Below are 23,205 nucleotides of genomic sequence, written 5' to 3'. Positions count from 1 at the left end.
TGAATGGTCGTCGTGCCGTGGAGAGGCGGCCTGGCTGGCTCGGGAACCGAGGCCCCGTAGCTGTGGCCAGGGACGTCGCAGTCTGTCGGCGATCGGTCCGGATGGCAGCCCGCCGGGGGGAAGCCCCGCGGCGGGCTGACTGGGGAGCTTGGTGAGGGGGCGATCGCTGCGGCGCGAAAGCGATCGCCCCTCTGTCCTGTCGGCGCTGACCACGGCAACAGAACCTCGCTGCCCTGTTTGCGTCCACCGAAAGACGGGCGAGCGATACCTCATTGTCGCCCGGCGGGACCCTTGGTCTGCGGCGACACGCGTCGACCACCTGCGTGTCAGGACAAGGCGATGGCCGCCACCTGGAGGCGGCGCTCGGATCAGGCTGCGCGTCCGGTGGCGCGGCGGCCCGCAGGGCGGCGCTGAGGAAGCGAGGACACCTTCGACCAGTCCACCGCGGGCTCCTCGATGGGCTCGTCCGCGAAGGTGACCCCGGCGCTGTAGGCGGGGGCCAGGAAGAGGTCCTGCCACTGCGGCTTGGGCCCCGTCACGGCCCGTCGGCCGACGCTTACGACAGGGCGACGAAACTGCGCATCACGCATGCATGACTCCAGCACTCCACGATGCCCGGAAGGCACACGCCGCCCGGGCAGATCCACGAACTCAGGCCCCACCCCGCCGAAGCTGCGCACCCGAACGGGCGGCATCTCAAGTCGAAGAACAGGCTACTTCTCAGCCCCATAGTGCTCCGTGCCCAGGGCTTCAAACAGATCGGTGAAGGACCTCAGCGCAGGCAAGCACCCCCGCTCCCTGCCTGAGGAGCGCGGCGCAGCGTTCGACGTGTACCTATTTCCGGCCGTGATCTATCGCGTTGGCTGGAAGAGGTGCATGGTGGTGGTGCGGTCTTCCTGACGTCCCCGGGACGGAAGCCCGCTCGGGCCCCGCTGCGTCGTCATGTAAGGGGCCCGCCGCTCCTCCCGGCTCCCCACGGGAGGCTGGGCAGCTGTCAGCCCGCAGGCTGAAGCCGCTCCCCGGGCTTGACCGGCACGATCTCGATGTCGCGGCACTTCTCCGCGGTCAGTCGCGTCTTCGGGTCCTCGGCGCTGGCCTTGTCGTAGGAGACGCCGGCTGCGCGCGGCACGCCTTCGGGGTCGGTCCAGCGGATTCCGTAGCTCGTCATCGTGATCGCCACGAGGTGAGTATTGCCGTCGGGTCTGACACTCACCGAACGCAGGTGACGGCGGTGTGGGCCGCGCAGACACCTCAGGGCTTTAACTCGTCAAGCTTTGGTGCTCAGGCCGCTATGTAGCCTGGCGATCTGTTCGAACGGGAGGTCGGGACGTGGAGAAGCTGGTAGAGGGAGCCGTCGCGGAGGTGCTTCGTGACGGGGCCGGCGAGGCGATCTGCCTGTACGTCGCCGCCTGCACGGAGCGCATGGCGCCGTTGTTCATTGGCTTGCGAGCGAACGTGCCGGGGCGGGAATCCGACTTGGACTTCTTCGCGGAGGCTGTACGCGACCTCTGGTATGCCGACCGGCCGCTCTCCGACGCCGCCGAGCGCGTACGCCTGTTGGAGCGATTCCCGGAGCTTCAGCCAGACGAGGAGGGGATCACCGATGTCGCCGATACCTACGCCTTCTTCGCTGTCCTCAGTCTGCGGTATGGCCTGCTAGCCCACGGCTCCGGAAACGCTGATGAAGCTGTGTCTTGCGGCCACACGGCGCTTACCGCGATGGGGATGCTGGACCAGAACGTTGCGGGGGCCAGCTTTCTTGCCGACGAACAACGGCTCCAGTCCCTCTCGCTGAGCAATGACGCCGCAGGTCTGTGGGACGCGAGTGTCATGGCAGGCCGAGAGAGGTTCCGGGCCGTACTCGGCCGCCTGCCTCGCTAGGCATGCTCCTGATCGCTGCCTGTGAGATGCAGCCTCTGGTCATGCGGCCGCTGCGCTCACCTCGGCGGGCGGAGCCGGGAAGGCCAGTGCCTCGTCATATCGATTACTGTGTTGGAGGCAGTGGTAGAGCTGTCCGAGCATGCGGTTGAAGAGATTCCGCTGGGCGGCTGCATGCCAGTCTCCGTGGTCGTCGCGGCGCCTGCGGTAGTGGGCCTTGGCGCCAGGTGAAGCGGTGATGGCGGAGAAGGCCCAGAGGTAGCCGGCGGGGTTGAGGCGATCGTTCTTCACCCACCGCCGGGTGATGCTCGACTTCTTGCCGGAGGCTCTGGTGATGGGCGAGGCACCGGCGTATGCCTTCAGGCCGCGGGCGTCGGCGAACCTGGTGCGGTCGTCTCCGATCTCGGCGAGCACCCGGGCACCGAGCTGGGTGCCGAGGCCGGGGAAGCTGAGGATGATCTCAGCGTCCGGGTGCTGGGGGAAAGCTTGCTCCACCGCCTTGGCCAGATCGTCGGCGGCGGTGCAGGCGGCCTCCAGCTGGACCAGGAGTGCGAGCATTTGTTTGCCGAGAGCGTCCTCCACCAGCACTGGCTGATGGGCCCAGTCGGCACGGAAGAGGAGAGGACGCCGGCGGCTATGCCGCAATCAGCGTCCGGACGGCCCGGGGGTTGAGCGCCCCGGAGCCGCCGGCGTCCACTAGAGGGTCATTCGCCCCCGCCGCATGACGCGGCCTTCTTGACCACGGGATCGTCTACAAGTTGGTTCGTCCACCGGGGCTTCGGCAGGGCAGGTAGCTCGCCTAGCGGGTGGTCGCGTTCAAGGCCTTTGTCGGGAGTCCGCCACCAGCCCCTGCCGTCACGGTCTGTGAATGCCGCAATTTCGATTCTGCTCGCGAACAACGACACCGGCGTAATCTTCTTCGAGGTCATTCCCCGGTCCCAGGTCGGATTGACCTGCTCTGGGGAGTAGATGAGCTCCGTGCAGGGACCTAGGCGGGCTGTCTGAATGCTGAGCTTCAGGCGGTCGTAGCCAAGCGGGAAGTCTCGTTCATTGACCTTCTTGAATGCGACATAGCTGAAGAATGCCACCGTCATCTGGGGCACGGGATCGGGCGAGCGGTTCAAGATGTGCACTGCCCATGCCGACTTGGTCCCATCCAGCCAAGCCGAAACAGCTACGGCCTGAGCCCGTTCGTCCTTCTCCGCGTCGTCTCGCGACTGCTGGAGCTGATCTCTCGCGGTCTGCTGGCTCCAGTACGTGGCCACTGCCGAGGCCCAAAGGCCGCCGATTGCTGCCACAGCCGCTAGGACTGTCGCGGCCACGGTGATGATGTTCGACCACTTCGCACGTCGGATACGCCCCCAAGATCGCCGTAGCCGAGAGACGCCGGGGGCCGGTTCCGCCTCGGGGTCTGGCTCAGGGGCCGGATCGGGCTCGGGCGCCGGTGTGGGCGCCGGCTCGGGCGGTTCCTCCCGGACCCGGGCCCGTACGCGTGCTGGTGCTGTACGCCGCCTCGCCAGGCGTAGCCGGACGCGCCTCTCAAGTTCGTCTGTCATCTGCCCCCCCAGATCTGGCTTCAGGGACGTAGACGCTAGCGAGGCTCGCCAGGCTCCCGACATTGGGGGGCGCCAGCGGCATAGGCTGGTGCCAACTGGTCGGCGTGCCGGGACTCCGCGCCCATACTGAGCCGGAAGGCCCGTCGTCCGGCAGTGTGCGACGGGCCTCTCGTCACCCCGGACATGGTCAGTGCAGCGGAGGGCAGATCAGCCGCCACTGCTCGGCCTTGGGCACCACCGTGGCGGGCGCCTGGTCGACGAGCTGCTTGCCGCGCTGGTCGAGGTCGTACCGGCAGGCCGCGGTGTGAGGGGCGATCCGGAAGTAGTGCGAGGTGCGGCTGTCGGGGTCGTCCGCGCTGCCGTGCCGGGCACTGACCCGGGGCCCGCACCCGCCGCACTTCAACGGTGCCACGTATCGCGGCTCCGGCTGACGGTCGATCTCGGAACGGTCGAAGCGTTCGCCACGAGCATCGGTGACCCACGGGATCCGCACTCCGCGCTGCCTTGTCGGCTTCGGCACGCACCCTCCCCGGCGGCGCCCGCAAGCGACGGGCGCTCTCATCCCTGATCTTGCCCTCTGATCACGAGGCGGGCCGGTCTATGAGCGAAGCGCCGAAGTCCGCCCTCCCGTGCGGCGTGAGGCCACCGCGGTCACTGTTTTTGGTCAGAGGCGGCGCAACACCATCTGAAGACCTCGACCTTGGATAGCGGCAGGGATCCAACAGGGTGGTGACCAGGCGATAGTCACTCGCCGCGGCCTCCTCTCGGCCGGGCGCTTGCCAACGAGGCACTCCGGCGCGGCGCTCACGTCACGGTCGTCGGCCGCACTCTGCGTGACACCGCATCCGCGCGCCTCACTTTCGTCCCGGCGGACCTTTCCTCCATGCGCGAGGCGGTCCGTGTCGGGCGGGAGCTTGAGGTGGAAGACAACGATGTCCTGCTGCTCACAACAGGTGTCTTCGCCTCAAAGGTCCGCACGGAGACCCCCGAGGGCGTCGAGCGGGATATGGCTGTCAGTTACCTCAGCCGGCTGGCCATCCTCCGCAAGACCGCTACCCGCCTCGGCACCGACCGCATCGAACAGCCCAGCCCGCCACGCGTGTTCATCATGGGCTCGCCCGGCTGGGGGGAGATGGGGCGCGTTGCCGACCTGAACTCCGAGCATCGCTACACGGCCATGTCGGCGCACGGCAACACCCTCGCGGGCAACGAGGCGCTCGTCATCGCAGGCCACGAGCGCTTTCCCGGCCCCACCTACTTCGGTTTGGCTCCCGGCGTCATCCGCACTGGGATCCGTGCCGAACTGCTCGGTGAGGGCAGTGCCGTTCACCGCATGACCGAGACCGCTATCGGACTTCTCGCACAGACTCCGGCAGCGTACGCACACCGCCTGCTCCCCGTGCTGTTCGCATCCGGCCTCGACGGCCACAACGGCGCAATGTTTGGCTACCGGGGGGACCCCATCCACCCATCAAAGGGTTTCGACCTGGGCTACGCGCACCTGTACCTTGCAGAATCCGTGGCCCTGCTTGACTGAGCCTTGACTGTCGGCAGTCCGCACTGAGACACCCATACTGTTCCCTTCTCCGTCGTAACTCGCTCCCCATTCCGCTGTTGTCAGTATTCGAAGTCGGTTGCGCGGATGTCCGCAGTCCCATGCACTGCGGTCTTGTGGCTGATCATTACTCCGCCAGTAGATTCTTTTGGAGAACCGTGGAGCTGTGCCGGACTCCCATACCCACGCTCAGGTACAAGTTGAGTGCGCGGGTTTCCGCGTGCGTCCCGAGGGTGCAGACCTGCCGTCCCCGCTGATGGAAGCTCCGGAACGCGGTGCGGAGCAGGAGACGGGCGATGCCCCGGTTGCGGTGATCGCGGCGGACCGCGACTTGCTCGATGTAGCCCTCGCTGGTGTCTGGGAGATCCAGCGAGAGCGCAACGCCGACCAGTTGGCCATCGGCGAATGCCAGCGCTGACATCGCAGGGGCGAAGGTGGAGCGTTCGACGGTGTGCTGGGCCCACTCCTGGTAGGTCTTGCGCCGCTGCTGCCATTCGTCGAAGGCATCCTCGATAACTTGGTGTGCGTCGAGCTCGTCGCCAGGGCCGAACGGCCGGACCGTGATGCCTGCGGGAGGCTCGGGCACGGTCGGTTCCTCCGGCATGAGGAACTCCAGCAGCCATTCGGTCACCATCGGCTCGTATCCGCGCGAGCGCAGCAGTGCGACAGCATTTCTGTCGTTGTCCGGGACCGTCTGGACGATTCGCGTGCTACCCGTCTGCCGGCCGCGGGCCTCGGCCCACTCGAGGAGGGCACTACCCAGGCCGCGGCCGCGGTGCTCGGGGTGGACGTCCACCTCCGAGCGCCGGTTCACCCAGGCCCGAGCGGCCAGCTGCCCTGCCCGGTCGTGGATCAGTCGGGTATCCAGTTCTCGGGCCAGACCCGGTCTGGCCAGGTCGGCGGAGATGCGGCCGAGATCGGTATGCACCTGCCCGTAGAGCTCCCGCTCGCAGGCCGTGACCAAGCGATGGATATCGCCGAGGTCGTCGGCAGTGGCCGGGCGCGCTCGGTATCCCGGCGGCAACCCCAGCATGAGATCTGACAATTGTGGACACTCCTCCCCGGGCGGCAGTACCGGAGATCGATCCCGCCTCCTAGCCCAGTGACCAGCATAAAGAAGGAGGTTCGACACGGTCATCACGATCCCTCGGTCGAGGCGGCGGGGTTCACTTCCGCCAGGTAGCGGTGCAGGGAGGTCTTGGGGATGCCCGTCTTGGCCGCGATCTCGCCGAGGCTGCTGCCTTGCTGCTTCAGCAGCCGCGCGTACTCGATCTTGTCGGCGGGGTGGGCGACGGGTCGGCCGATGCGGCGGCCTGCTGCTTCGGCGACGGCGCGGGCGTGGGCGGAGTCGGGACGATCCCACAGATGCCGTTGATGTACCACGACCGGATCCAGACGGTCACCACCGAGACCGGTGCGCAGACCACGGTGGCCTACGACACCCCGGACTGCTCCAGCGCCCCGGCAAGTGATCCGTCCGACCCGGCGGACGCGGCGGCGAAGGGGTTCGCCTCGACGAACAAACTGCGGTGCTTCCCGGTTTACTGGACACCGGAGGGACAGCCCGCGCCGATGCTGGACTGGTTCTCCCTGCACCCGGTCCGATCGGTGTCCACCATCGACCCGCACAACAGCTACCAGGACGGCACCGAGCCGGAGTTGCTGACGGAGTACTCCTATAAGAGGAACCCCGGCTGGCACTACGACGACAACGAGACGGTCAAGAGCAAGAACCGCACCTGGGGCCAGTTCCGCGGATTTCCGGAAGTGGACGTCACCACCGGTGACCCGAACGTCTTCCACTACACCGACGGGGCCAAGGTCTACGACCAGAAGACCCTCACCAAGACCTACTACTTCCTGGGCATGAACGGCGACACCATGCCGTCGGGGACACGCAGCGTGCCCGACCTCACCAGCCAGGACGGCAGCGTCAGTGTCACCGACGACAACGCGCTGGCCGGGCAGGTCTTCGAGACCGAAAACGCTTGTTGTACTGGCGTTTGGGAATCTTCCCGAGCCCCGCCGCCGTGCGCTCGCTTCGGTTGAGTCGGTCCATGCCGAAGTCGTTCTCCCCGTACGATCGGCCGATCTCCGCACCTGCTCGCCGGATCACCACCTCGATCCGGGCCGGATCATCCCCGGCGTCGTTCGGGAGGCCCGGCACGTTCGTGAACAGGTCTGCCGCTCGGGCAAGCTGGCGCTGTGCGCCAACTGGACGGGCAAACTCCTCCCGCATGGAGGTATAGCCGTGCCAGAGGTTGCGCAGCGAGTGCTCAGCAGCCTTGGCGAGCGCCGCCTCCGTCGCTGTATCGAGGTCAGTGCCGCGGGCGGTGTACAGCTCCTGGATGAGCCGGGCCACATCTTCCGGACGCTTGCGCAGTGTGAGCGAGGCGTGCAGCTCACGGAGGAGCTGTTCAAATGTGGGCGACGGCATGAGCCTCACCTTGTCATCACCACCACCGGGTCTCCACTGCTTATCCGCACGTAGCAATCACAGAGCGAGCTGCGGAGCGTTGGTCTCGACGTACTCCTCGATAGCCAGCCTTGAATCCGAACTGTCTCGCCGCTGAGAGCAGGACTGAAGCAGGCGGCAGTGCCAGTCAGCTCTGTTTCGCCGGCCAGGGCTACTGCTTTGCCCTCGCATGCCTCGACACCGACGAGGACGCCCAGCACCTTGAGGTCTACCTGGACTGCCACCTGTAACGGCCCGTTTGCCAGTACGACCAACACTGGGCCGTCAGTGCGCTTCTCCACATCGACAGCCTCGCGGGAAGCGAGCGCGTCACCCAGTTCCTGGCATCCGGTGCCCTTGGGACCAATGAAGCGAGGCGCAGCCGAGGCTGTCGTCGCCGAGCCGGTTCATGGATGATCTCTGCGGCTTCGCTGCCGACGGCGAAGCCAACGGAGGTATCAACTCGGCGCGGCAGGAGGGGATCTGAACAAGCAGCACGAGAGTTCAGTAGGCCGGAACAAGGGAACCTCGGAGGTGCTAAGGCTGAGTCTGCAGGGAAGGTCCCCTCCGCGTGGATCAATGCAGCTGAAGGCGACGGCAAACGCACCTTCGCAGGACGCCCAGTCAGTGAAGGACGCGATGCCGGCGCCGGAGTGGCCCGGTGGCGGGCCTTGCCTGGTTTCAGGGGCTGGCTGTGCCGGTGGAGAGCCGAGGCGCCTCCGGCCATGCCCTGACCTTCGATCATGCTGCGCGGGCAATCATGTGCGCGGGCGTGGGAAATCAGCGTCCTGTTCGCCACGCTCCGGGACGGGACTTGCCGCGAACTCTGCCTTCTCACGCGATGCCGGCTTTGAACCGGCCCGCAGGTAGGTCAGGGCCTGTTTTTGGATCTCAGCTCTGATGTGAGTCCGGTGATGGCCGGATTGTGGACTGGTGGGTGGTCCGAGTGACTACGCTGGCGCCTTCGCTCTTCGGGAGGTTCGGTTGGTACGGCGGACTGCGCTCGGTCAGGACTTCCGGCGGTTGTGGGCCGCCTATGCGGTCAGCGCAGCGGGCAGTGCCGTCGGCATGGGGGCATTGCCACTGATTGCCCTCCTGGTGCTGGATTCCTCGGCGTTCCAGGTCTCGTCGCTCGCTGCGTTGTCCGCGGTGGCCAGTGGGGTGATCGCGTTGCCGCTCGGTGTGCGTATCGAGCACCAGTACAAGCGCCCGGTCATGATCACCGCTGACCTGGTCCGCTGCGTGGTCCTGGCAAGCATTCCGGTTGCCATGGCTTTCGATCGCCTCACCTTCATCCAACTGTGTGCGGTCGGCGTTCTCCAGACGGCCGCGTCCGTGGCGTTCGACACGGCGAGCGGGGCACACATGAAAACGCTTGTCCTGCCCGAGCACCGCCTGCAAGCCAACAGCCTTTTCGAGACGACCAACTGGATCACCGTCAGCGCCGGCCCGCCCGTCGGCGGGCTTCTGATCGGCACCTTGGGGGCGGCCGCCACGGTGGTGGTCGACGCACTGTCCTTCCTCGGGTCAGCCCTGGGAATCCGTCGCATCCACCAGCCTGAACCCGCGCCACCCACACGCGCCGCAACCTCTCACCTGGGCCGTGACATCGCTGCCGGCTGGCAGTACCTCCTGCGGCACCCAGGACTGCGGCCGCTGTTCTTCAACGCGCTTCTTTTCGGCGGATCCATCATGATGACCTCACCGCTGATGGCCGTCCTCATGCTGGATGATCTCGGACTGGCACCATGGCAGTACGGACTTGCCCTGGGCCTGCCGTGCCTGGGCGGAGTCCTGGGCTCGCGCCTGACCCCGCTGCTCACCCGGCGATTCGGCCAGCGCCGCATCCTGCTGCTGTCCGGTGTCGCACGGACAGTCTGGACGATCCTTCTGCCACTGACGCCCTCCGGGGCCCTTGGTGTGTTCGTCATCGTGGCTGCCGACTTCGGCCTGCTCTTCTCAGCCGGCGTCTTCGGGCCGTCGTTCACCACGTACCGCATGGCAGCTACTCCGGACGCGTTCATGTCCCGCGTCGCCACCTCCTGGTCCGTCGGCTCCAAGACCTGCCAGGCCATCTTCATGATCGTCGGCGGTCTGATCGCTGCCGCAACAGGAGTGCGTGGCGCTCTCCTCATCGCTGGACTGTTGTGCATGGCAAGCGCGCTGCTCCTGCCATGGCGAAAAGCCCGCGACTCTGCCGGGCTTGTCCCAGCGCCTGCTACGGAAGCGACCGCGTCCCCGACCACGGAAGGTTCCTCCGCATAGCTTCTCGCTGGATGGCAGCTTGCAGGCCCCCAAACAGTCCGTTGGCACAACAGCGTCTGGAGGCCGAGATCAACGAGAACGCGCAGCGCCGCACCGTGAAGTCAGCCGCGGGCTTCGTGCCCTGGGGCGCAATCTGACGCGATCACCACCAGTCGCCATCTGGAGGGCAACCCTTGTGGCTCCTGGTGAGTCCTGTGATCATCAGGTGCTACTTGATCTTCAGCGTCCTATGTCGCCTGCGTACCCTCGCGCCTACCGGTGATCCAACGGGTCTTCACACAAGTTCCCGTGCCAGCAACAGGAGTTGTTCTATGCGTCCATCTCTGCGTGTCTCTCTGGCGACGGCTGTGGTCGTGACGCTCACCGGGGGCTTCCTCAGCGCGGCGGAGGGACCGGCCGGGGCGGCGCCGGCGTCTCTCGCTGATGACTTCAACGGCGATGGATACCGCGACCTGGCCGTCGGAATGCCGGAGAAGACGGTCAACGGGCACAAGCGCGCGGGCGCTGTGGTCGTCACCTTCGGATCGTCGACGGGCCTGACGAGCAAGCACGTGGTCGTGACGCAGGACAGTACGGGGGTGCCGGGAGCCGCTGAAACCGAGGACCTGTTCGGTACCGATCTGTCCAACGGCGACCTGGACGGGGACGGGTATGCGGACCTGCTGGTCACCAGTGAGAGGGAGAAGGTCGGCGACCTTTCCGAGCGGGGGTCGGTCACGGTCCTGTGGGGAGGGAGCACGGGCTTCCGGTCGGGCACGATGCTGCCGACCGCGCTCTCCTACAAGGAACAGTGGTTCGGTACGGACACGGCAGTCGGAGACTTCGTCGGTGACGCCTCACCCGACGTGGTCGTCGCCGACTCTGCCAACCTGTGGCTGTTCGAGGGCGGCCTCAGCCGCACTTCTATTCCGGCACCGACCGCAGTCGACCGGCGGCCCGGCAACGACTACGGCTTCGGGCAGCTTGCCGCGGGTAACTTCACCGGGGACGGCAAGGATGAACTCGCGGTGGCGGCGCGGGGCGCGACCGTGATCTTCTCCGAGGACGCTGAGGGCTTTCACGACCAGCAGGCCCTTGGGGGCGGAACCACCCTGACCACCGGCGACTTGAACGGTGACGGACGCGACGACCTGGCCGTCGGCCTGCCCGACCCCTACCTCGACGACAACCACCTCACCGACCCGAGCGGCAACGCCGGCTACGTCATGACCTACTACGGCGGAGGGACCGCCTCCGGCGGCCTGAAGACGACCCGGCACACCTACCACCAGAACACCTCAGGCATCCCGGGAACCAACGAGAGCGGCGACGAATTCGGCGCAGCCCTCTCGATCGCCGACATCAACGGAGACGGGCCCGCCGAACTCGCCATCGGCATCCCCTGCGAATCGCTCGACAGCGCCCATTGCGGCGGAGACGTACTCCTGCTGCGCGGCTCCGCCAGCGGCACCGTCACGACCGGTGCCACCCGCTTCTCGCAGAATTCCTCCAATATCCCTGGCACCGCCGAGAACAACGACACCTTCGGCTACCGGATCCTCCTCGCAGACTTCAACCGCAACGGCAAGGCCGATCTGGCCGTCTCCGCACCCGGCGAGAACGTCGTCAACAACGTGGGCAGCGGCGCCCTCTGGCAACTGCACGGTGCCGCAGGCGGCCTCACCACCACGGGCACTGACGTCTTCAACCCCGCGGACTACGGCGTGAGCACGGGCTCCCGCCTCGGCGACGCCCTCGGGGACTGAGAGCGAACAGACAGAGGCCTCGATCCTGTGTCGGGGCCGATTCCCCGGCCGACGCGCGGGAGCAGGATGACGCGCGTTTCCGCGGCAGCGTGGGACCGTGAACTCAGGTGGGGCTCGTCGGCGGCGCATTCTAAGGATCGTCGCAACAGGTGATGGCCCCGGAGTCCTCGCTCAGACACCAGCCGCAAGGTAGTGGTCAGGATTTCGTGGCCTGATCTCCTTCGGCTGACGGCTGACGGCGGACGGTCTTGTTGAGGTGTCCTTACACCGTCGACCAGGGAACGCCGAACATGTCGGCGATCTGTTGTCTTCTCCCGCTCGTCGTAGAGCCGTTGGGCGAGCGCGGCCTGATCCTCAGTGAGCTTGGGCCGGCGTCCGTCGACCCGGCCGCGGCCGGTGCGGAGGCGAGCCCGTGGTTGGGGATCGCCACGATCAGCTCGCGCTGGAGCTCGGCTTGTGGGCATGACGGGGCTCCGTTGCTGGTTGGCCCGGCCGGACCCCCAGGGCCTCGCCGGCCAGCGCCGCGGGCCGGCGTCTGCGTCCTGATCTCGCGGGCGGTGACACGCCTCGTCCGATGGCTTGGGTTTGCTGTGGCGGGACGTGTGTCTCGTTCTTCTTCATGACCACATCGGGTGTACTGCAGATGACCTGTGCGCGACGGCGGTGAGCGTCTGGGATGCGCTCCATCCCCCACCACTAGACGACCGGTCTAGGAGTGCCTTGGTTGGTGGCACGGCAGGAAATCTTGCCGACTCATACGGAAGGCGACACCCCGGTCGCCGAAGCGAAAGAAGGAAGCCTCGCATGCCGCTCGCACGAATTGATCTCCTCGAAGGCAAGTCGGATGAGTACAAGCGCACCATCGCCGACGTCGTCTACGACCAGATGATCATTCATCTCGGAGTTCCGGAGGACCGTTTCCAGGTCATCTCCGAGCACAAGCCCGGCAACCTCATCGCCGACCCCGACTACCTGGGAATCCACCGCTCGGAGAACGTCGTGTTCATCCAGCTGGTCTTCCTCGACGTCGCCACCCCCGAGCAGAAGGGCAACTTCTACAAGGGCGTGGTCGGCGAGCTGAACAAGCGGCTGCAGCTGCGCACGGAGGACGTCTTCTTCAACCTCCAGACGGTGCAGCCCGCCGACTGGTCGATGGGCAACGGCGAGGTCACCTACGGCAAGGGCGTCCCCGCCGACCGCCTGGACCCCAACAGTGTGCCCGCCGACTTCAAGTGGCCCGACTCCATCCGCGCCTGACACCCCGTCTGCATGCCGGCGGGCAAACCCCAGCCCCGTGCCAGGCGCGGCCGCGGACGGTGGGGTCGCTTTCCTCGGCCACAGAAATCCTGACCGCTACCTTGCGGCTGGTGTCTGAGCTAGGACTCCGGGGCCGTGATCGCTGGCTTGTCTGGCGAGCAGTGTAACCAGTGGCTCGGCTGAGAGATCTCAGCCGAGCCACTACTGCGTTGGCGGTGGATTGCGCTGCCGATGCCAGCCAGCACGGGGTCGAGTGGCTCACAGGGTCCCGCCAAGCCCCAGCTCCTCAGCGCTTCACGTGCAGGAACAGAATGAGCCGCATGAATGACGGATCGGATTGGCCGACGACCAAACTGACTGCGCTCCGACTCGGGAGGAGGCTGGTTGTGGAATTGAACGGCTGACCCCACCTGCCGACCTTCATACGTGCGCACATCAAAAGCAGTCCGCCTCATCCGCGGGCGCCGTGTCCCAGGGGGATGATTGCGCGCAATCGACGACTCCTGATCCAGGTCAGCAATCCTGATCAATCTGCCTGTGCGGTCTGCGGTTTCCCCGCATCCTGGGATCTCCCAGCCCCGGCTCGACGGAGGATGCGATGGCACTCAGGTTCCTCGGCACGACCAGCGACGGCGGCGACTGCCCCACCCTGTATGAGGACACGGCGACGGGTGACATCGTCGTCCAGGGCGACAAACTCACCGACCCCGAACACCTCGCCCAGCTCCGCGACGTAAAGCCCTCGGAGACGTTCGTCCGTATCCCGCGCGAGCTGCTCACCCGCTTCGCGCCCACGGAGTAGCCGGTGCCGGCGAGGTGATCCCCTTCAAGGAGATCGCGCACGTCTTCGAGGACTTCGAACACACCGCGTGGCGCCTGGAGACCCGCCGCGGCTACGCCACCGACCGCAACAGCGAACCGTGGGCCCGGTGGAAGGCCGGCCAGGACGTCGCCCACGATCCGCCCAATGCCTGGCGGCGCAACGTCACCGAACAGACCGCACGGGGCAAGCGGTTCGGCGGGTGCGGGTCGTCGACGAGCCGCTCACCGAAGGACAGGCCTTCCTCCTGGCCCGGGCGCCCAGCAACGTGGCCGCCGGCGACGAGGTCCGCTACCTCCCCCGTACGGACGCGGACCGGCTCGGCCTGCCCAACGCCGACTTCTGGCTCATCGACTCTCGCACCCTGCTGACCCTCGTCTTCGACGACGCGGACACCACGCTTGGCGTGACCGTCTCCCACGAGCCGGCCGAGGTCCTCGCCGCCTGCCAGGCCCCGGACGCCGCCTGGCATTGCGCATCCCGCACCGCGGACTTCGCGCGCCGGATACGGCCGGATATGTGAGCACCGACTACCAGTCCGCCCGGGTCGCCCTCGGCTTACGGCTGCGCATGCTGCGAGCCGAGGCCGGCTTGGACGGCAAAGGTATCGCGGAGCGTCTGAGCTGGCAGCGCTCGAAAGTCAGCCGCCTCGAGACCGGCAAGCAGACCCCTACCAGTGAGGACCTGCGGCAGTGGGCGGATGCCATGGATCGGCCGGACGTCGCGGGCGAACTCGCCGGACGCCTGACCGGGCTGGAGACGCGGTACCGGTCAATGCGCCGGCAGCTCGCCGGCGGGCACCTCGGCCGCCAGGAGGTCGGCGTCGCCGAGACCGATCGCACCACGTTGCTGCGTGCGGTGGAGGTCGTGCGGATTCCCGGCCTGTTGCAGACCGCCGACTACGCCCGGCACGTGTTTAGCGCGAACCCCGCGTTCTGGCAGATCCCGACTGCGGGCAGCGAGGACTCCGTGCGGGCACGGCTGCGCCGTCAGGCAGCCCTGTGCGAGCCGGGCCGCTCGTTCCGGATACTGATCTGGGAGGGCGCCCTCTACGCGCTCACCTGCCCGCGGGAGGTGATGGCCGCCCAACTCGACTGGCTCGTCTCAGTGATCGGCATCGACACCGTAGACTCGGCATCATCCCCTTCTCCGCCCAACTGCGTCGCAGCCCCGGTCACGGATTCTGGATGTACGACCGGCGCCTGGTCATCGTCGCGACGCTGTCCATGGAGATGTGGCTGGACGACGAGGAGAACCTCGCCCTGTATGAGCGGGCCTGGGGCTGGCTCGCCGACTCCGGTCACGGGCGCCCTCTCTCGACCCACCGGTCGGCGAATGAGGACAGGTACAGCAGGTCAGATGCTGAGCTGGGTCACCAGCTGTCGAGAGGGTACGGATGGTTGCGACTGGGAATATGGACGGTCTGCGGGAGCGCGGGTTCGTCCGCTACGGTGCCGAACGCCTCGGAATCCCGGCCGGCTCCGCCGAGGATGACCTGGCCCGGATCCGGAAGGTCTTCGCGGGTCTGCCGCCCGACCCGTACGCCCCGGGAACGCATCGGTTCCGCCGCTACTCCCATGCCGTGTACCTGCCGTGGAAGGACGAACTGTCCTGGATTCCCGGAACCCCCGACCCCGTTCACGGCACGGTCACCGACTTCTTCCAGGGCGAGGAGGACCCTGCGCACCCGCGGACCCGGCGGGTGCTCCCCGACATCCCCGAGGAGCTGCGTGGCAACGCCCTGCTTCTGCGGCTCCTGCGCTGGGACATCGAGCAGGTCCTGTCGCTGAGGAATCTGGCGAGCCGCCCGCTGTGGGCCGGTGTCCACCTGATCAGGCTCGGCGTCGACGGTCCCGGCCAGAACGCCGTGTCCACCCCCGACTGCTTGCACCAGGACGGGGGTTCGGCCGGCACGTTCACCTTCGCCCACCTGATCAGCCGTACCAACGTCACCGGTGGGCAGAACGTCATCGCCACCCCCGGCAGCGCAGGCCTGCAGCCCGACGACCCGTGGGCGGACATCCACGCCGAGTTCACCCTCACCGACCCATTGGACGGCTACGCCGTCCACGACCACAGGGTCAGCCATTACGTCGGCCCGGTCCGGGCGGGCTCCGGGCCCGGACCGGGCGAACGGTCCATCCTCATTCTGGGCCTCGCCCCGTACGTCCCCCAACTCTGACGCCGGCACCGCCCGAGCCCGGTGGGGGTGGTCCGCGGGCGCTGCCGAGGTTGCGGTCGGCGTCGGTTCCTTTGAGTATCAAGGTGGCTCCTCGATGCGCTGGAAGCGGCCGTCGGGGGCTTTGGCGGCGAGAACACGTAGACCTCGATGCTCACGGTCGTGCCGTCCTTCTTGGTGAGGTGGCAGGTATGCCGGTCGGCGTACTTGTCTCCGTCGTAGAGCTCTTCATGGACCTCGATCTCTCCTGCGGCGACGAGCGTGCGCAGGTGGGCGATGTGGTCGAGGAATTGGGAGCGGTCGGCCCATTCGCCGTCGGTGCGCTGGCGGTAGTCGGGGGTGAAGTGCCGTTCGCCTCGGTCAGGGTGATGTCCTCGTTGAGGAGCAGGTCGGTGAGGGCGGCCTTGATGCCGGTGCGGGTCATGTGGGGTCCTTCGGGCTGGTTCGGACAGCGGGATCGTTGGCGGTGCTTGGCGGGGTGGGCGTCAGGGCGGGTGGCGGCGAGGGTGTCGTCGAGCCAGTTGTAGATGCGGGCGATGGACAGGCGCATCGCGCCGGGGTGGCAGTGGGCGCCGGCGCCTTCCTCCGTGGTGAGCTCCATGAGGGTCTTGGGGCAGGTCAGGTGTTCGTAGAGCTGCTCAGGCTGGCCCTTGAAGAAGATGTCCTCCTCGGTGTCGCAGACGAGGGTGGGGCACTGGATCTTTTCGGCGATGCCGCCGGTGGATGAGGAAGCGTTCACCGTAGAGGAACTGATTGCCTTGGCTCATGAGGCCGCGGGCGGCGGCCAGCACCACCTGGTGGCGGTCCAACTGCCGGTCAGTCTGGTGATGGTGGTGCCGATCACCCAGGCCCGGCACGGCCGCGGTCCGCTTCTGGCCGCCGTCCACGCGGGGCTACCCGTGATGGCATCCGCACCCCTGGACGCCTCCAGCGGCAAGAACAACCGCCACCGCCTCAACACCGGAGGCAACCGCGCGCTGAACTGCGTGCTGCACATCATTGCGGTCTGCCAGATCCGCGACGGCGGCCGAGGCCAGGACTACTACCTGCGGAAAATCGCAGAAGGTAAGACGCCTGCGGAGGCCCGTAGGGCCCTCAAACGACGCCTGTCGAACGTCGTCTACCGCACCCCCAAACGTGACCGCCACAGGACTCTCCCTGCTGCCGCTTGACACACAGAGGCACTCATCAGTGTCTCCCACGGAGCCTCTCGGGCCCGGTGGCACCACCCCCCCAGGTCATCAATTCGACGGGGGGACCTGCCATGCCGGGCCCGGAGGTCGGCGGCTCTCTTGCAGTACCACGGAAAACATAGCGGGGGAGACCTGCGATACACGAAAGTGCGATCACGCCCCATTGCGGATGCTTTGTGGCTGGCAAGTCCTTGCCATGGCGAAGACTTGTCGCTGTTGTACCTTCACGCGGGCAGGAACGGGCCGGTAGACCCGGGGGATGTTCTCTCCCTCCCAGTCTTCCGTCTTCCGGCGCAGACGCTGGCAGCTCATCTCGGCTGCCGCTGTGGCGCCGTTGCTGGCGTCGGGGCTTGTGGTTCTGCAGGAGCCCGCGCAGGCTGCTCCGCGCAAGCCCGCCGTTCCCGCAAAGCCCACGTCCAGCCACAAGGTCACCCTGGTCACGGGTGACGTCGTCACGGTCACGACGATGGCCGACGGCAAGCAGATCGCCGATGTCGACCGGCCTGACAGCGCCGTGGGTGGTGTGAAGATGCAGACGGTCAACGGCGATCTGTTTGTCACTCCCGACGAGGCTGTCCCCCTGTTGGGCACGGGCAGGCTGGACCGGCGGCTGTTCAATGTCACCGGTCTGATCGAGATGGGTTACGACGATGCGAAGACGACCGCCGTGCCGCTCATCGCGACGTACGGCAGGTCCACGTCCGGTGCGTCCGTCGAGCCGACTGCCCCTCGGGGCAGCAAGCTGACTGGCAGGCTCGGAAGCATCCGCGGGGCCGTGCTCAGCACCCGCAAGCGTCAGGCCCGTACCTTTTGGAACAGCGTCGCGCCGCGGGACAGCAAGGCGATGGGCGCCGGTGTGGCGAAGCTGTGGCTCGACGGCCGTGTGAAGGTCAACCTGAAGGAGAGTGTGCCGCTCATCGGCGCGCCCGAGGCCTGGGCTGCCGGCTACACAGGCAAAGGCGTCAAGGTTGCGGTGCTCGACACCGGCATCGACGTCAACCATCCCGACTTCGCCGGCGTGATCGATGGCACGGAGAGTTTCGTGCCGGGTGAGGCCATCACCGACCTCAATGGGCATGGCACCCACGTGGCCAGCACGATCGTGGGCTCCGGTGCCGCGTCCGGAGGCGTCTACAAGGGCGTGGCTCCTGGCGCTGACCTGTACGTGGGCAAGGTGCTCAGCGGCGCCGAGGGATACGGCCAGGACTCCTGGGTCATGGCCGGCATGCAGTGGGCCGCCGAGTCAGGCGCCGACGTCGTCAACATGAGCCTTGGCGACTCCTACCCGACGGACGGCAGCGACCCGATGTCGCAGGCGGTCGACGCGCTGTCCGCGAAGTACGGCACGCTGTTCGTCATTGCAGCCGGCAACGCGGGCCCGGAGAGCATCTCCGCCCCCGGCGCGGCCGCGTCGGCGCTGACCGTGGCCGCCACGGACAAGCAGGACCAGTTCGCGTCCTTCTCCAGCACCGGTCCGCTGGCCACCTCGGGCGCCATGAAGCCTGACATCTCAGCCCCCGGCGTGGACATCACTGCGGCCCGCTCGCAGGAGATGACCGACGGCGGCGAGGGCATGTACCGCACGCTCAGCGGCACGTCGATGGCCACCCCTCACGTGGTCGGTGCGGCGGCGATCCTGGCCCAGCGGCACCCGGACTGGACTGGCTCGCAGCTCAAGGAACACCTGATGAGCACGGCGAAGGGCCTGGACGCGGGGTACTCGCCGTACGAGGTGGGCACGGGCCGCGTCGACGTGGCTGCCGCCGTGCGCACCGAAGTCAGCGCCACCGGCTCCCTGTTCTTCGGCAACTACACGTGGCCGCACCAGGCGAGCGACAAGGCCGTCACCAAAGACCTGACCTTTACCAACACCGGATCTTCCGACGTCACGCTGAACGTGGACCTGGCCAACGAGGACGGCACGTTCACCCTGGGCGCGACCAAGGTGACCGTGCCGGCGGGCGGCACTGCCGCCGTCCCGGTGACCGGGGATCCCCAAGCCGCCTCTGTAGGACGGCACGTCGGCTACGTGACAGCGACCGACGCCGCCACCAAAAAGCCGGTGACCCGCACGTCGGTGGCGCTGCTCAAGGAGGAGGAGCGCTACGACCTGAACATCAGCCTGGTCGGCCGGGACGGGAAACCCACCTCCGGCTGGCTCAACATCAACCTGGCCGGCGACACCCTGCCGTGGTCGGTCTACGTCGACGGCAAGACCACCATGCGCATGGCTCCCGGCCTCTACACGGTCGCTGGATACCTCGATGTCGCCGGTGAGGAAGCCGACCGCTCCGGGCTGGCCGTGCTGGTCGACCCCGAGACCGCGCTCAAGGACGGCCCCGCGGATGTCGTACTGGACGCGGGCAAGGCCCGTCTGCTGGACACCCAGGCCCCCCAGCGCACCGAGGACCGCCAGCGCAAGGTCGACTTCAACGTCCACTACGAGGGCCAGGACCCGTTCACGGACTACCGCAGCGCGTACGTGCTGCCGCCGTCATACGACGACGTCTACGTCGCGCCGACAGTGCACATGAAGCACGGCGAGTTCGTGCTGACCACCCGTTGGCGCAAGGGTGAGCCGCCACTGGCTCTGAGCGCCCTCGGGGATCGCCTCCGGTTCGACGCACTGGTGCAACCGGGCAGCACACTGGGCACCGCCACCGACAGGCGGGACGTGGTCTACGCGGGCAACGGAGCGGCGGCGGCCTACGAGAAGATCAAGGCAAAGGGCAAGGTTGCAGTCGTCAAGCGCAGCGACGAGGTGTCGCCGCAGGAGCGCGCCGAGGCCGCGGTCGCGGCTGGCGCGAAGGCGCTGATCGTGGTCAACGACGGTGCCGGCGCTCTCTTGGAGTACGTCGGTGAGGCGGCCATCCCGGTCGCCACGATGCACCGCGATGCCGGCAGGACGCTGATCGCGATGGCCAGGTCCGGCGCCTTGAAGCTGACGGTGAAGCAGACCCAGTACACGCCGTTCGTCTACGACCTGACCCGCGACTACCCGGGGCAGGTGCCCAACCGCGCCCTGGTCTACAAGCCCACCAAGGGCGATCTGGCCCGGATCGACGCCCGCTACTACTCGGCCACGGACGGCAAGTCGGCGGAGGGCTACCGGTCCGACTTCACCCTCAGCCCCTCGTTCAACCTTCCCGAGAGCGAGTGGCACCCGGGCACCCGCACCGAGTGGGTGACTCCGGGACAGCTCTGGAGGGAGTTCCACACCCAGGGCGTCGACGGATCCCTGCCGTGGTCGATGGTGTCCGGAGACAACACCTACTCCAAGGGCACCACCACGCGTCTGAACTGGTTCGCTCCGGCGACGCGGCCTGGGCAGAGCGAGTCCTTCGGCGTGTACAACTCCCGTTGGCAGAACTACATGACCTGGAACGTGCAGGCATGGGCGTCCGCCAGTGACACCATGCGGCTGGGCGGCTATCTCCCGTGGGGTGAGACACCGTCACACCTGCAGATCTTCCAGGGCGACACACGGATCTACAACAACCCCAACAGCGGCGACATGCAGTGGCAGGAGGTCCCGGCGGGCAACCTGCCCTACCGCGCCGTCCTCGACGCGGAGCGGCCCGGCGACGTCTTCCGGCTGTCGACACGCACCCACACGGAGTGGACGTTCCTGTCCGACACCGTCAACTCGGACTTCTTCGAACCCTTCTCAGTACTGAACCTGAACTACAAGCTGGACTCGGACCTGCACGGCGACGTCAAGGCCAACACGGCCCAGGAGATAGCCCTCAAGCCGGTGTCGATGGACGGCGGCACAGTGCCCGGCAAGGTCACCACGGTGAAGCTCGACGTTTCCTACGACGACGGCGCCACCTGGCAGAAGGTGAGCCTGGCAAAGGGCGCGGGCGGCTACTGGAAGGGATCGTTCAGGACCGCCAAGAAGCCGGGTGGCTTCCTCTCGGTCCGCGCGAGCACCAGTACGAGCAGCGGATTCGGTGTCAAGAACGAGATCGTCCGGGCGTACGGCCTGCGATGAACCGCACCACCCCGCCCCGGGGAGGTAACTCCCCGGGGCACCAACCGTCACACCTGCTCCCACCAGGGGCTATTCAAGGTCTACCGCCATGGCGCATACTCTCCCCGCTGCGACAAGCGGAAGAGAGTCGGTCGCCGATGCTGGATGTCCTGGGCCTCGAACCAGATGACGAGCGCGTCTACCGCGCCCTCCTCGGGCGGCCCGACTCCACCGCGGCGCTGTTGTCGGACGCGCTCACCCTGACCCCGGCTCAGGCCGCCAATTCCCTGTCCCGTCTGGTCGAATGGGGACTGGTCATCAGATCGGTGGACGAGCGGTTCACCGCCGCGCCGCCCGCCATGGCGCTCGGCGCCCTCATCAGCCAACGCCGGGACGGGCTGCGCGCGGCCGAGCACGCGCTGGTGACCTTCGCGGAGGAACACCGGGCAGCCACGACCGCCGGCAGTATCGACGACCTGATCGAGGTCGTCACGGGCGCCGACGCGATCCGCCATCGCTACCTCCAGGTACAGCAGGCGGCCCGCACACAGGTCCGCACCTTCATCACCGCGCCCTTCGTCGCCCTGCCGCCCGAGGAGAACACCGCGGAGCCCGTGGCACTCCGTCGGGGCGTTCAGTTCCGGGCGGTACTGGACCGAGCCGTCCTGTCGGAACCCGGCATCGTCCACGACGCGATCGATTCCCTACGCAACGGTGTGCAGTTGCGGGTGGCCGACCAACTCCCCATGAAACTTATGCTGGCCGACGCCGAACTCGGCCTCGTCCCGCTCGCGACCACGCCAAGCGGGGGACCCGGAGCAGTGCTCCTGCACCGCAGCGGCCTACTGGACGCGATGGACACCCTGTTCGAGAACGTGTGGGCCACCGCAAAGCCCTTGGCATTGTCTTCCGACGAAGAAGCCGAAGTCACCGTCGAACAGGTAACAGAAGGACCCACGGCCCTCGACCAGAGAATTCTTGCTCTCCTCCTGGCCGGCGCGACCGACCCGACGGTCGCGACCCAGCTCGGTCTCTCACCACGCACGCTGCACCGACGCCTGCGTCGGCTGATGGACCTGGCCGGAGTTCGGACCCGGATGCAACTAGGAGGACACGCCGTTCGACACGGCTGGACGGAGCCGATCAAGCCGGGGCAGATGTGATGGCCTGGTCGCGGCCGACCGTGTCGGGCCGGCGCGGGAACTGGCTGTGTCCGCTTCGGCCTGGCGCGCTCTTCTGACGCAGGCCGACGGTGTCGCTCGGGCGCGCGCCGGTGGCGCAGGGCATCGCGGAGTGAGTGCGCTGTGCCGTTACGCGGCCTGGACCGGCGTCATCCGGCGAAGGGTTCTGAGCGTCCCGAAAAGGCTCAGCCCTTCGAGTGTGCGCCACGTTGCGCTCCAGCACGGGTGAGGTGGCCGGTGGCCGGATCAACCACAGCGCGCGGATATCTCCGACACTCTGCCTGGCGTGGCGATCGCCATCTCACTCGTGCCGCCGCTCGCTGTCAGCGGACTGCTCATCACGGTGGGCCGGTATCACGACGCTACTGAGGCGGCGCTTTTGTTCGCGACCAATGTGGCGGCCATCGTGGCCACGGGGACTGTTGTCTTCCTCCTGTTACGGCATCCGTGCCGCAGCGCAGGCATCGGGATACCCCGTGGGTGAGTTCCACGGCCGTGCCCTGGCATTTTCGCCGGGGTATGCGTCTGGTTCTGTTTCCTGCATCCGGTGGTTGTGTGTGGGTACGGTGCCTGGCGAGCGGGGTTCTGAGTCCTCGGGCGGGAGTATCACGCGGGCGGCGGCAGGGAGTCTGGGTGAGACAGCGCATCAGTAGGAAATGGTGGATCGAACTTGCTGTCTGTCTGGGCTGCGGAATGCTGGCTGCGTCGGTCCTGTGTCTGGCCGCGTCAGCTCTCCTGATGAGGCTTCCCCATGGTTGGTATGCGGCGACGGCCTGGGCTTATGTCGTGCGACGCTTCGTCTGGCTGGTCAGTCGGCTTGTTCCGGCTTCGGTGGCGGCGTGCGTCGTTGTGTGTCTGTGTCGTCGTGCAGCGCAGAGTCCGGCGCGCGGCAACTCACCTATATCAACTCGGCATCGCGGTCGGCACCGCTGAAGCGCCTGAGCCTTCTTCGGCGCCGGGAGCTTGTGGCATGCCTGGCCGATCGGTGGTTGTCGTGTGGTGGCTGCGAGTGTCGGATGGGTTAGGCGGGTGTGGTGCTGTTTTGGGTGGTGGTGTTGTTGTGGAGTTGTTCGATTTCGGTGTAGGTGGTTTTGCCGCGTTGGGGGGTGAGGTTGAGGGTGGTGAGGATGGGTGGGTGGATGATGTTG

General features: G+C 67.1%; 20 protein-coding genes and 4 pseudogenes. 15 read left to right on the top strand and 9 right to left on the bottom strand.

What is annotated here, in order from left to right:
• Nucleotides 1–368: 368 nt before the first annotated feature.
• A complete protein-coding gene (locus ACIRQH_RS00120; protein WP_404223221.1) occupies nucleotides 369–539 on the bottom strand; it encodes a hypothetical protein in 171 nt (56 codons plus the stop codon).
• A 455-nt stretch (nucleotides 540–994) separates the two neighbouring features.
• Complete coding sequence (locus tag ACIRQH_RS00115) at nucleotides 995–1,180, bottom strand: hypothetical protein (RefSeq protein ID WP_404223219.1); 186 nt, start codon at nucleotides 1,178–1,180, stop codon at nucleotides 995–997.
• A 149-nt stretch (nucleotides 1,181–1,329) separates the two neighbouring features.
• Between ACIRQH_RS00115 and ACIRQH_RS00110 the strand changes: the two genes are divergently transcribed.
• The gene (locus ACIRQH_RS00110) at nucleotides 1,330–1,881 is read left to right on the top strand and encodes a hypothetical protein (RefSeq protein ID WP_404223217.1); all 552 of its coding nucleotides are present in this window, start codon (nucleotides 1,330–1,332) and stop codon (nucleotides 1,879–1,881) included.
• A 39-nt stretch (nucleotides 1,882–1,920) separates the two neighbouring features.
• Here the strand turns inward: ACIRQH_RS00110 and ACIRQH_RS00105 are convergent.
• From ACIRQH_RS00105 to ACIRQH_RS00095, 3 genes and pseudogenes are all read right to left on the bottom strand, one after another.
• Nucleotides 1,921–2,496, bottom strand: a pseudogene (locus ACIRQH_RS00105) (transposase); the annotation flags it as partial.
• 86 nt (nucleotides 2,497–2,582) lie between these two features.
• Entirely contained in the window at nucleotides 2,583–3,200 is a 618-nt protein-coding gene (locus tag ACIRQH_RS00100) for a hypothetical protein (protein ID WP_404223215.1), read from the bottom strand.
• 421 nt (nucleotides 3,201–3,621) lie between these two features.
• Nucleotides 3,622–3,954 carry a hypothetical protein gene (locus ACIRQH_RS00095; protein ID WP_404223213.1) on the bottom strand — a complete coding sequence of 111 codons (333 nt, stop codon included), beginning with the start codon at nucleotides 3,952–3,954 and terminating at the stop codon, nucleotides 3,622–3,624.
• 363 nt (nucleotides 3,955–4,317) lie between these two features.
• On the opposite strand from ACIRQH_RS00095, the gene ACIRQH_RS00090 reads away from it, so the two are divergent.
• Nucleotides 4,318–4,971 (top strand): SDR family NAD(P)-dependent oxidoreductase, encoded by a 654-nt coding sequence (locus ACIRQH_RS00090; RefSeq protein ID WP_404223211.1) that lies wholly within the window; start codon nucleotides 4,318–4,320, stop codon nucleotides 4,969–4,971.
• 145 nt (nucleotides 4,972–5,116) lie between these two features.
• Here the strand turns inward: ACIRQH_RS00090 and ACIRQH_RS00085 are convergent, their stop codons facing one another.
• Together ACIRQH_RS00085 and ACIRQH_RS00080 are read right to left on the bottom strand one after the other, a co-directional pair.
• On the bottom strand, nucleotides 5,117–6,034 hold the full coding sequence (locus ACIRQH_RS00085) for a GNAT family N-acetyltransferase (RefSeq protein ID WP_404223209.1): 918 nt from the start codon (nucleotides 6,032–6,034) through the stop codon (nucleotides 5,117–5,119).
• A 92-nt stretch (nucleotides 6,035–6,126) separates the two neighbouring features.
• Complete coding sequence (locus tag ACIRQH_RS00080; protein WP_404223207.1) at nucleotides 6,127–6,372, bottom strand: helix-turn-helix domain-containing protein; 246 nt, start codon at nucleotides 6,370–6,372, stop codon at nucleotides 6,127–6,129.
• On the opposite strand from ACIRQH_RS00080, the gene ACIRQH_RS00075 reads away from it, so the two are divergent.
• Nucleotides 6,355–7,038: a hypothetical protein gene (locus ACIRQH_RS00075; RefSeq protein WP_404223205.1), complete on the top strand. Its 684-nt coding sequence runs from the start codon at nucleotides 6,355–6,357 to the stop codon at nucleotides 7,036–7,038. The genes ACIRQH_RS00080 and ACIRQH_RS00075 overlap by 18 nt on opposite strands.
• On the opposite strand, the gene ACIRQH_RS00070 is transcribed toward ACIRQH_RS00075, so the two are convergent.
• Entirely contained in the window at nucleotides 6,929–7,426 is a 498-nt protein-coding gene (locus tag ACIRQH_RS00070; RefSeq protein WP_404223202.1) for a hypothetical protein, read from the bottom strand. The two genes, ACIRQH_RS00075 and ACIRQH_RS00070, sit on opposite strands and share 110 nt — an antisense overlap.
• 110 nt (nucleotides 7,427–7,536) lie before the next feature.
• Between ACIRQH_RS00070 and ACIRQH_RS00065 the strand changes: the two genes are divergently transcribed.
• From ACIRQH_RS00065 to ACIRQH_RS00030, 8 genes and pseudogenes are all read left to right on the top strand, one after another.
• The gene (locus tag ACIRQH_RS00065; RefSeq protein WP_404223200.1) at nucleotides 7,537–7,695 is read left to right on the top strand and encodes a DUF6000 family protein; all 159 of its coding nucleotides are present in this window, start codon (nucleotides 7,537–7,539) and stop codon (nucleotides 7,693–7,695) included.
• A 733-nt stretch (nucleotides 7,696–8,428) separates the two neighbouring features.
• The gene (locus ACIRQH_RS00060) at nucleotides 8,429–9,709 is read left to right on the top strand and encodes an MFS transporter (protein ID WP_404223941.1); all 1,281 of its coding nucleotides are present in this window, start codon (nucleotides 8,429–8,431) and stop codon (nucleotides 9,707–9,709) included.
• A gap of 311 nt (nucleotides 9,710–10,020) precedes the next feature.
• The gene (locus ACIRQH_RS00055; protein WP_404223198.1) at nucleotides 10,021–11,454 is read left to right on the top strand and encodes an FG-GAP-like repeat-containing protein; all 1,434 of its coding nucleotides are present in this window, start codon (nucleotides 10,021–10,023) and stop codon (nucleotides 11,452–11,454) included.
• Between the two features lie 804 nt (nucleotides 11,455–12,258).
• Nucleotides 12,259–12,711 carry a tautomerase family protein gene (locus tag ACIRQH_RS00050; protein WP_404223196.1) on the top strand — a complete coding sequence of 151 codons (453 nt, stop codon included), beginning with the start codon at nucleotides 12,259–12,261 and terminating at the stop codon, nucleotides 12,709–12,711.
• 598 nt (nucleotides 12,712–13,309) lie between these two features.
• A complete protein-coding gene (locus ACIRQH_RS00045) occupies nucleotides 13,310–13,513 on the top strand; it encodes a hypothetical protein (protein WP_404223194.1) in 204 nt (67 codons plus the stop codon).
• 14 nt (nucleotides 13,514–13,527) lie between these two features.
• Nucleotides 13,528–14,054 (top strand): annotated as a pseudogene (locus ACIRQH_RS00040) (DUF6879 family protein).
• A pseudogene (locus tag ACIRQH_RS00035) lies at nucleotides 14,051–14,838 on the top strand (helix-turn-helix domain-containing protein); the annotation flags it as partial. The pseudogenes ACIRQH_RS00040 and ACIRQH_RS00035, both read left to right, overlap by 4 nt.
• Before the next feature lie 107 nt (nucleotides 14,839–14,945).
• Nucleotides 14,946–15,713 (top strand): 2OG-Fe dioxygenase family protein, encoded by a 768-nt coding sequence (locus ACIRQH_RS00030; RefSeq protein ID WP_404223192.1) that lies wholly within the window; start codon nucleotides 14,946–14,948, stop codon nucleotides 15,711–15,713.
• Between the two features lie 34 nt (nucleotides 15,714–15,747).
• Here the strand turns inward: ACIRQH_RS00030 and ACIRQH_RS00025 are convergent.
• Nucleotides 15,748–16,134: pseudogene (locus ACIRQH_RS00025) on the bottom strand (nuclear transport factor 2 family protein); the annotation flags it as partial.
• A 295-nt stretch (nucleotides 16,135–16,429) separates the two neighbouring features.
• Between ACIRQH_RS00025 and ACIRQH_RS00020 the strand changes: the two are divergent.
• The 4 genes from ACIRQH_RS00020 to ACIRQH_RS00005 all read left to right on the top strand — a co-directional run bounded on the left by ACIRQH_RS00020 (nucleotide 16,430) and on the right by ACIRQH_RS00005 (nucleotide 22,541).
• Nucleotides 16,430–16,882, top strand: coding sequence for a transposase (locus ACIRQH_RS00020; RefSeq protein ID WP_404223190.1), 453 nt, complete (start codon nucleotides 16,430–16,432; stop codon nucleotides 16,880–16,882).
• A 280-nt stretch (nucleotides 16,883–17,162) separates the two neighbouring features.
• Entirely contained in the window at nucleotides 17,163–20,897 is a 3,735-nt protein-coding gene (locus tag ACIRQH_RS00015) for a S8 family peptidase (protein WP_404223187.1), read from the top strand.
• A gap of 137 nt (nucleotides 20,898–21,034) precedes the next feature.
• A complete protein-coding gene (locus ACIRQH_RS00010; protein ID WP_404223185.1) occupies nucleotides 21,035–22,039 on the top strand; it encodes a TrmB family transcriptional regulator in 1,005 nt (334 codons plus the stop codon).
• 304 nt (nucleotides 22,040–22,343) lie between these two features.
• The gene (locus ACIRQH_RS00005) at nucleotides 22,344–22,541 is read left to right on the top strand and encodes a DUF389 domain-containing protein (RefSeq protein WP_404223183.1); all 198 of its coding nucleotides are present in this window, start codon (nucleotides 22,344–22,346) and stop codon (nucleotides 22,539–22,541) included.
• Nucleotides 22,542–23,205: the final 664 nt, after the last annotated feature.

Origin of the sequence: Streptomyces sp. NPDC102279, assembly GCF_044766365.1 — a bacterium.
Taxonomy (GTDB): domain Bacteria; phylum Actinomycetota; class Actinomycetes; order Streptomycetales; family Streptomycetaceae; genus Streptomyces.
This window is presented reverse-complemented; position numbering and strand designations above follow the sequence as displayed.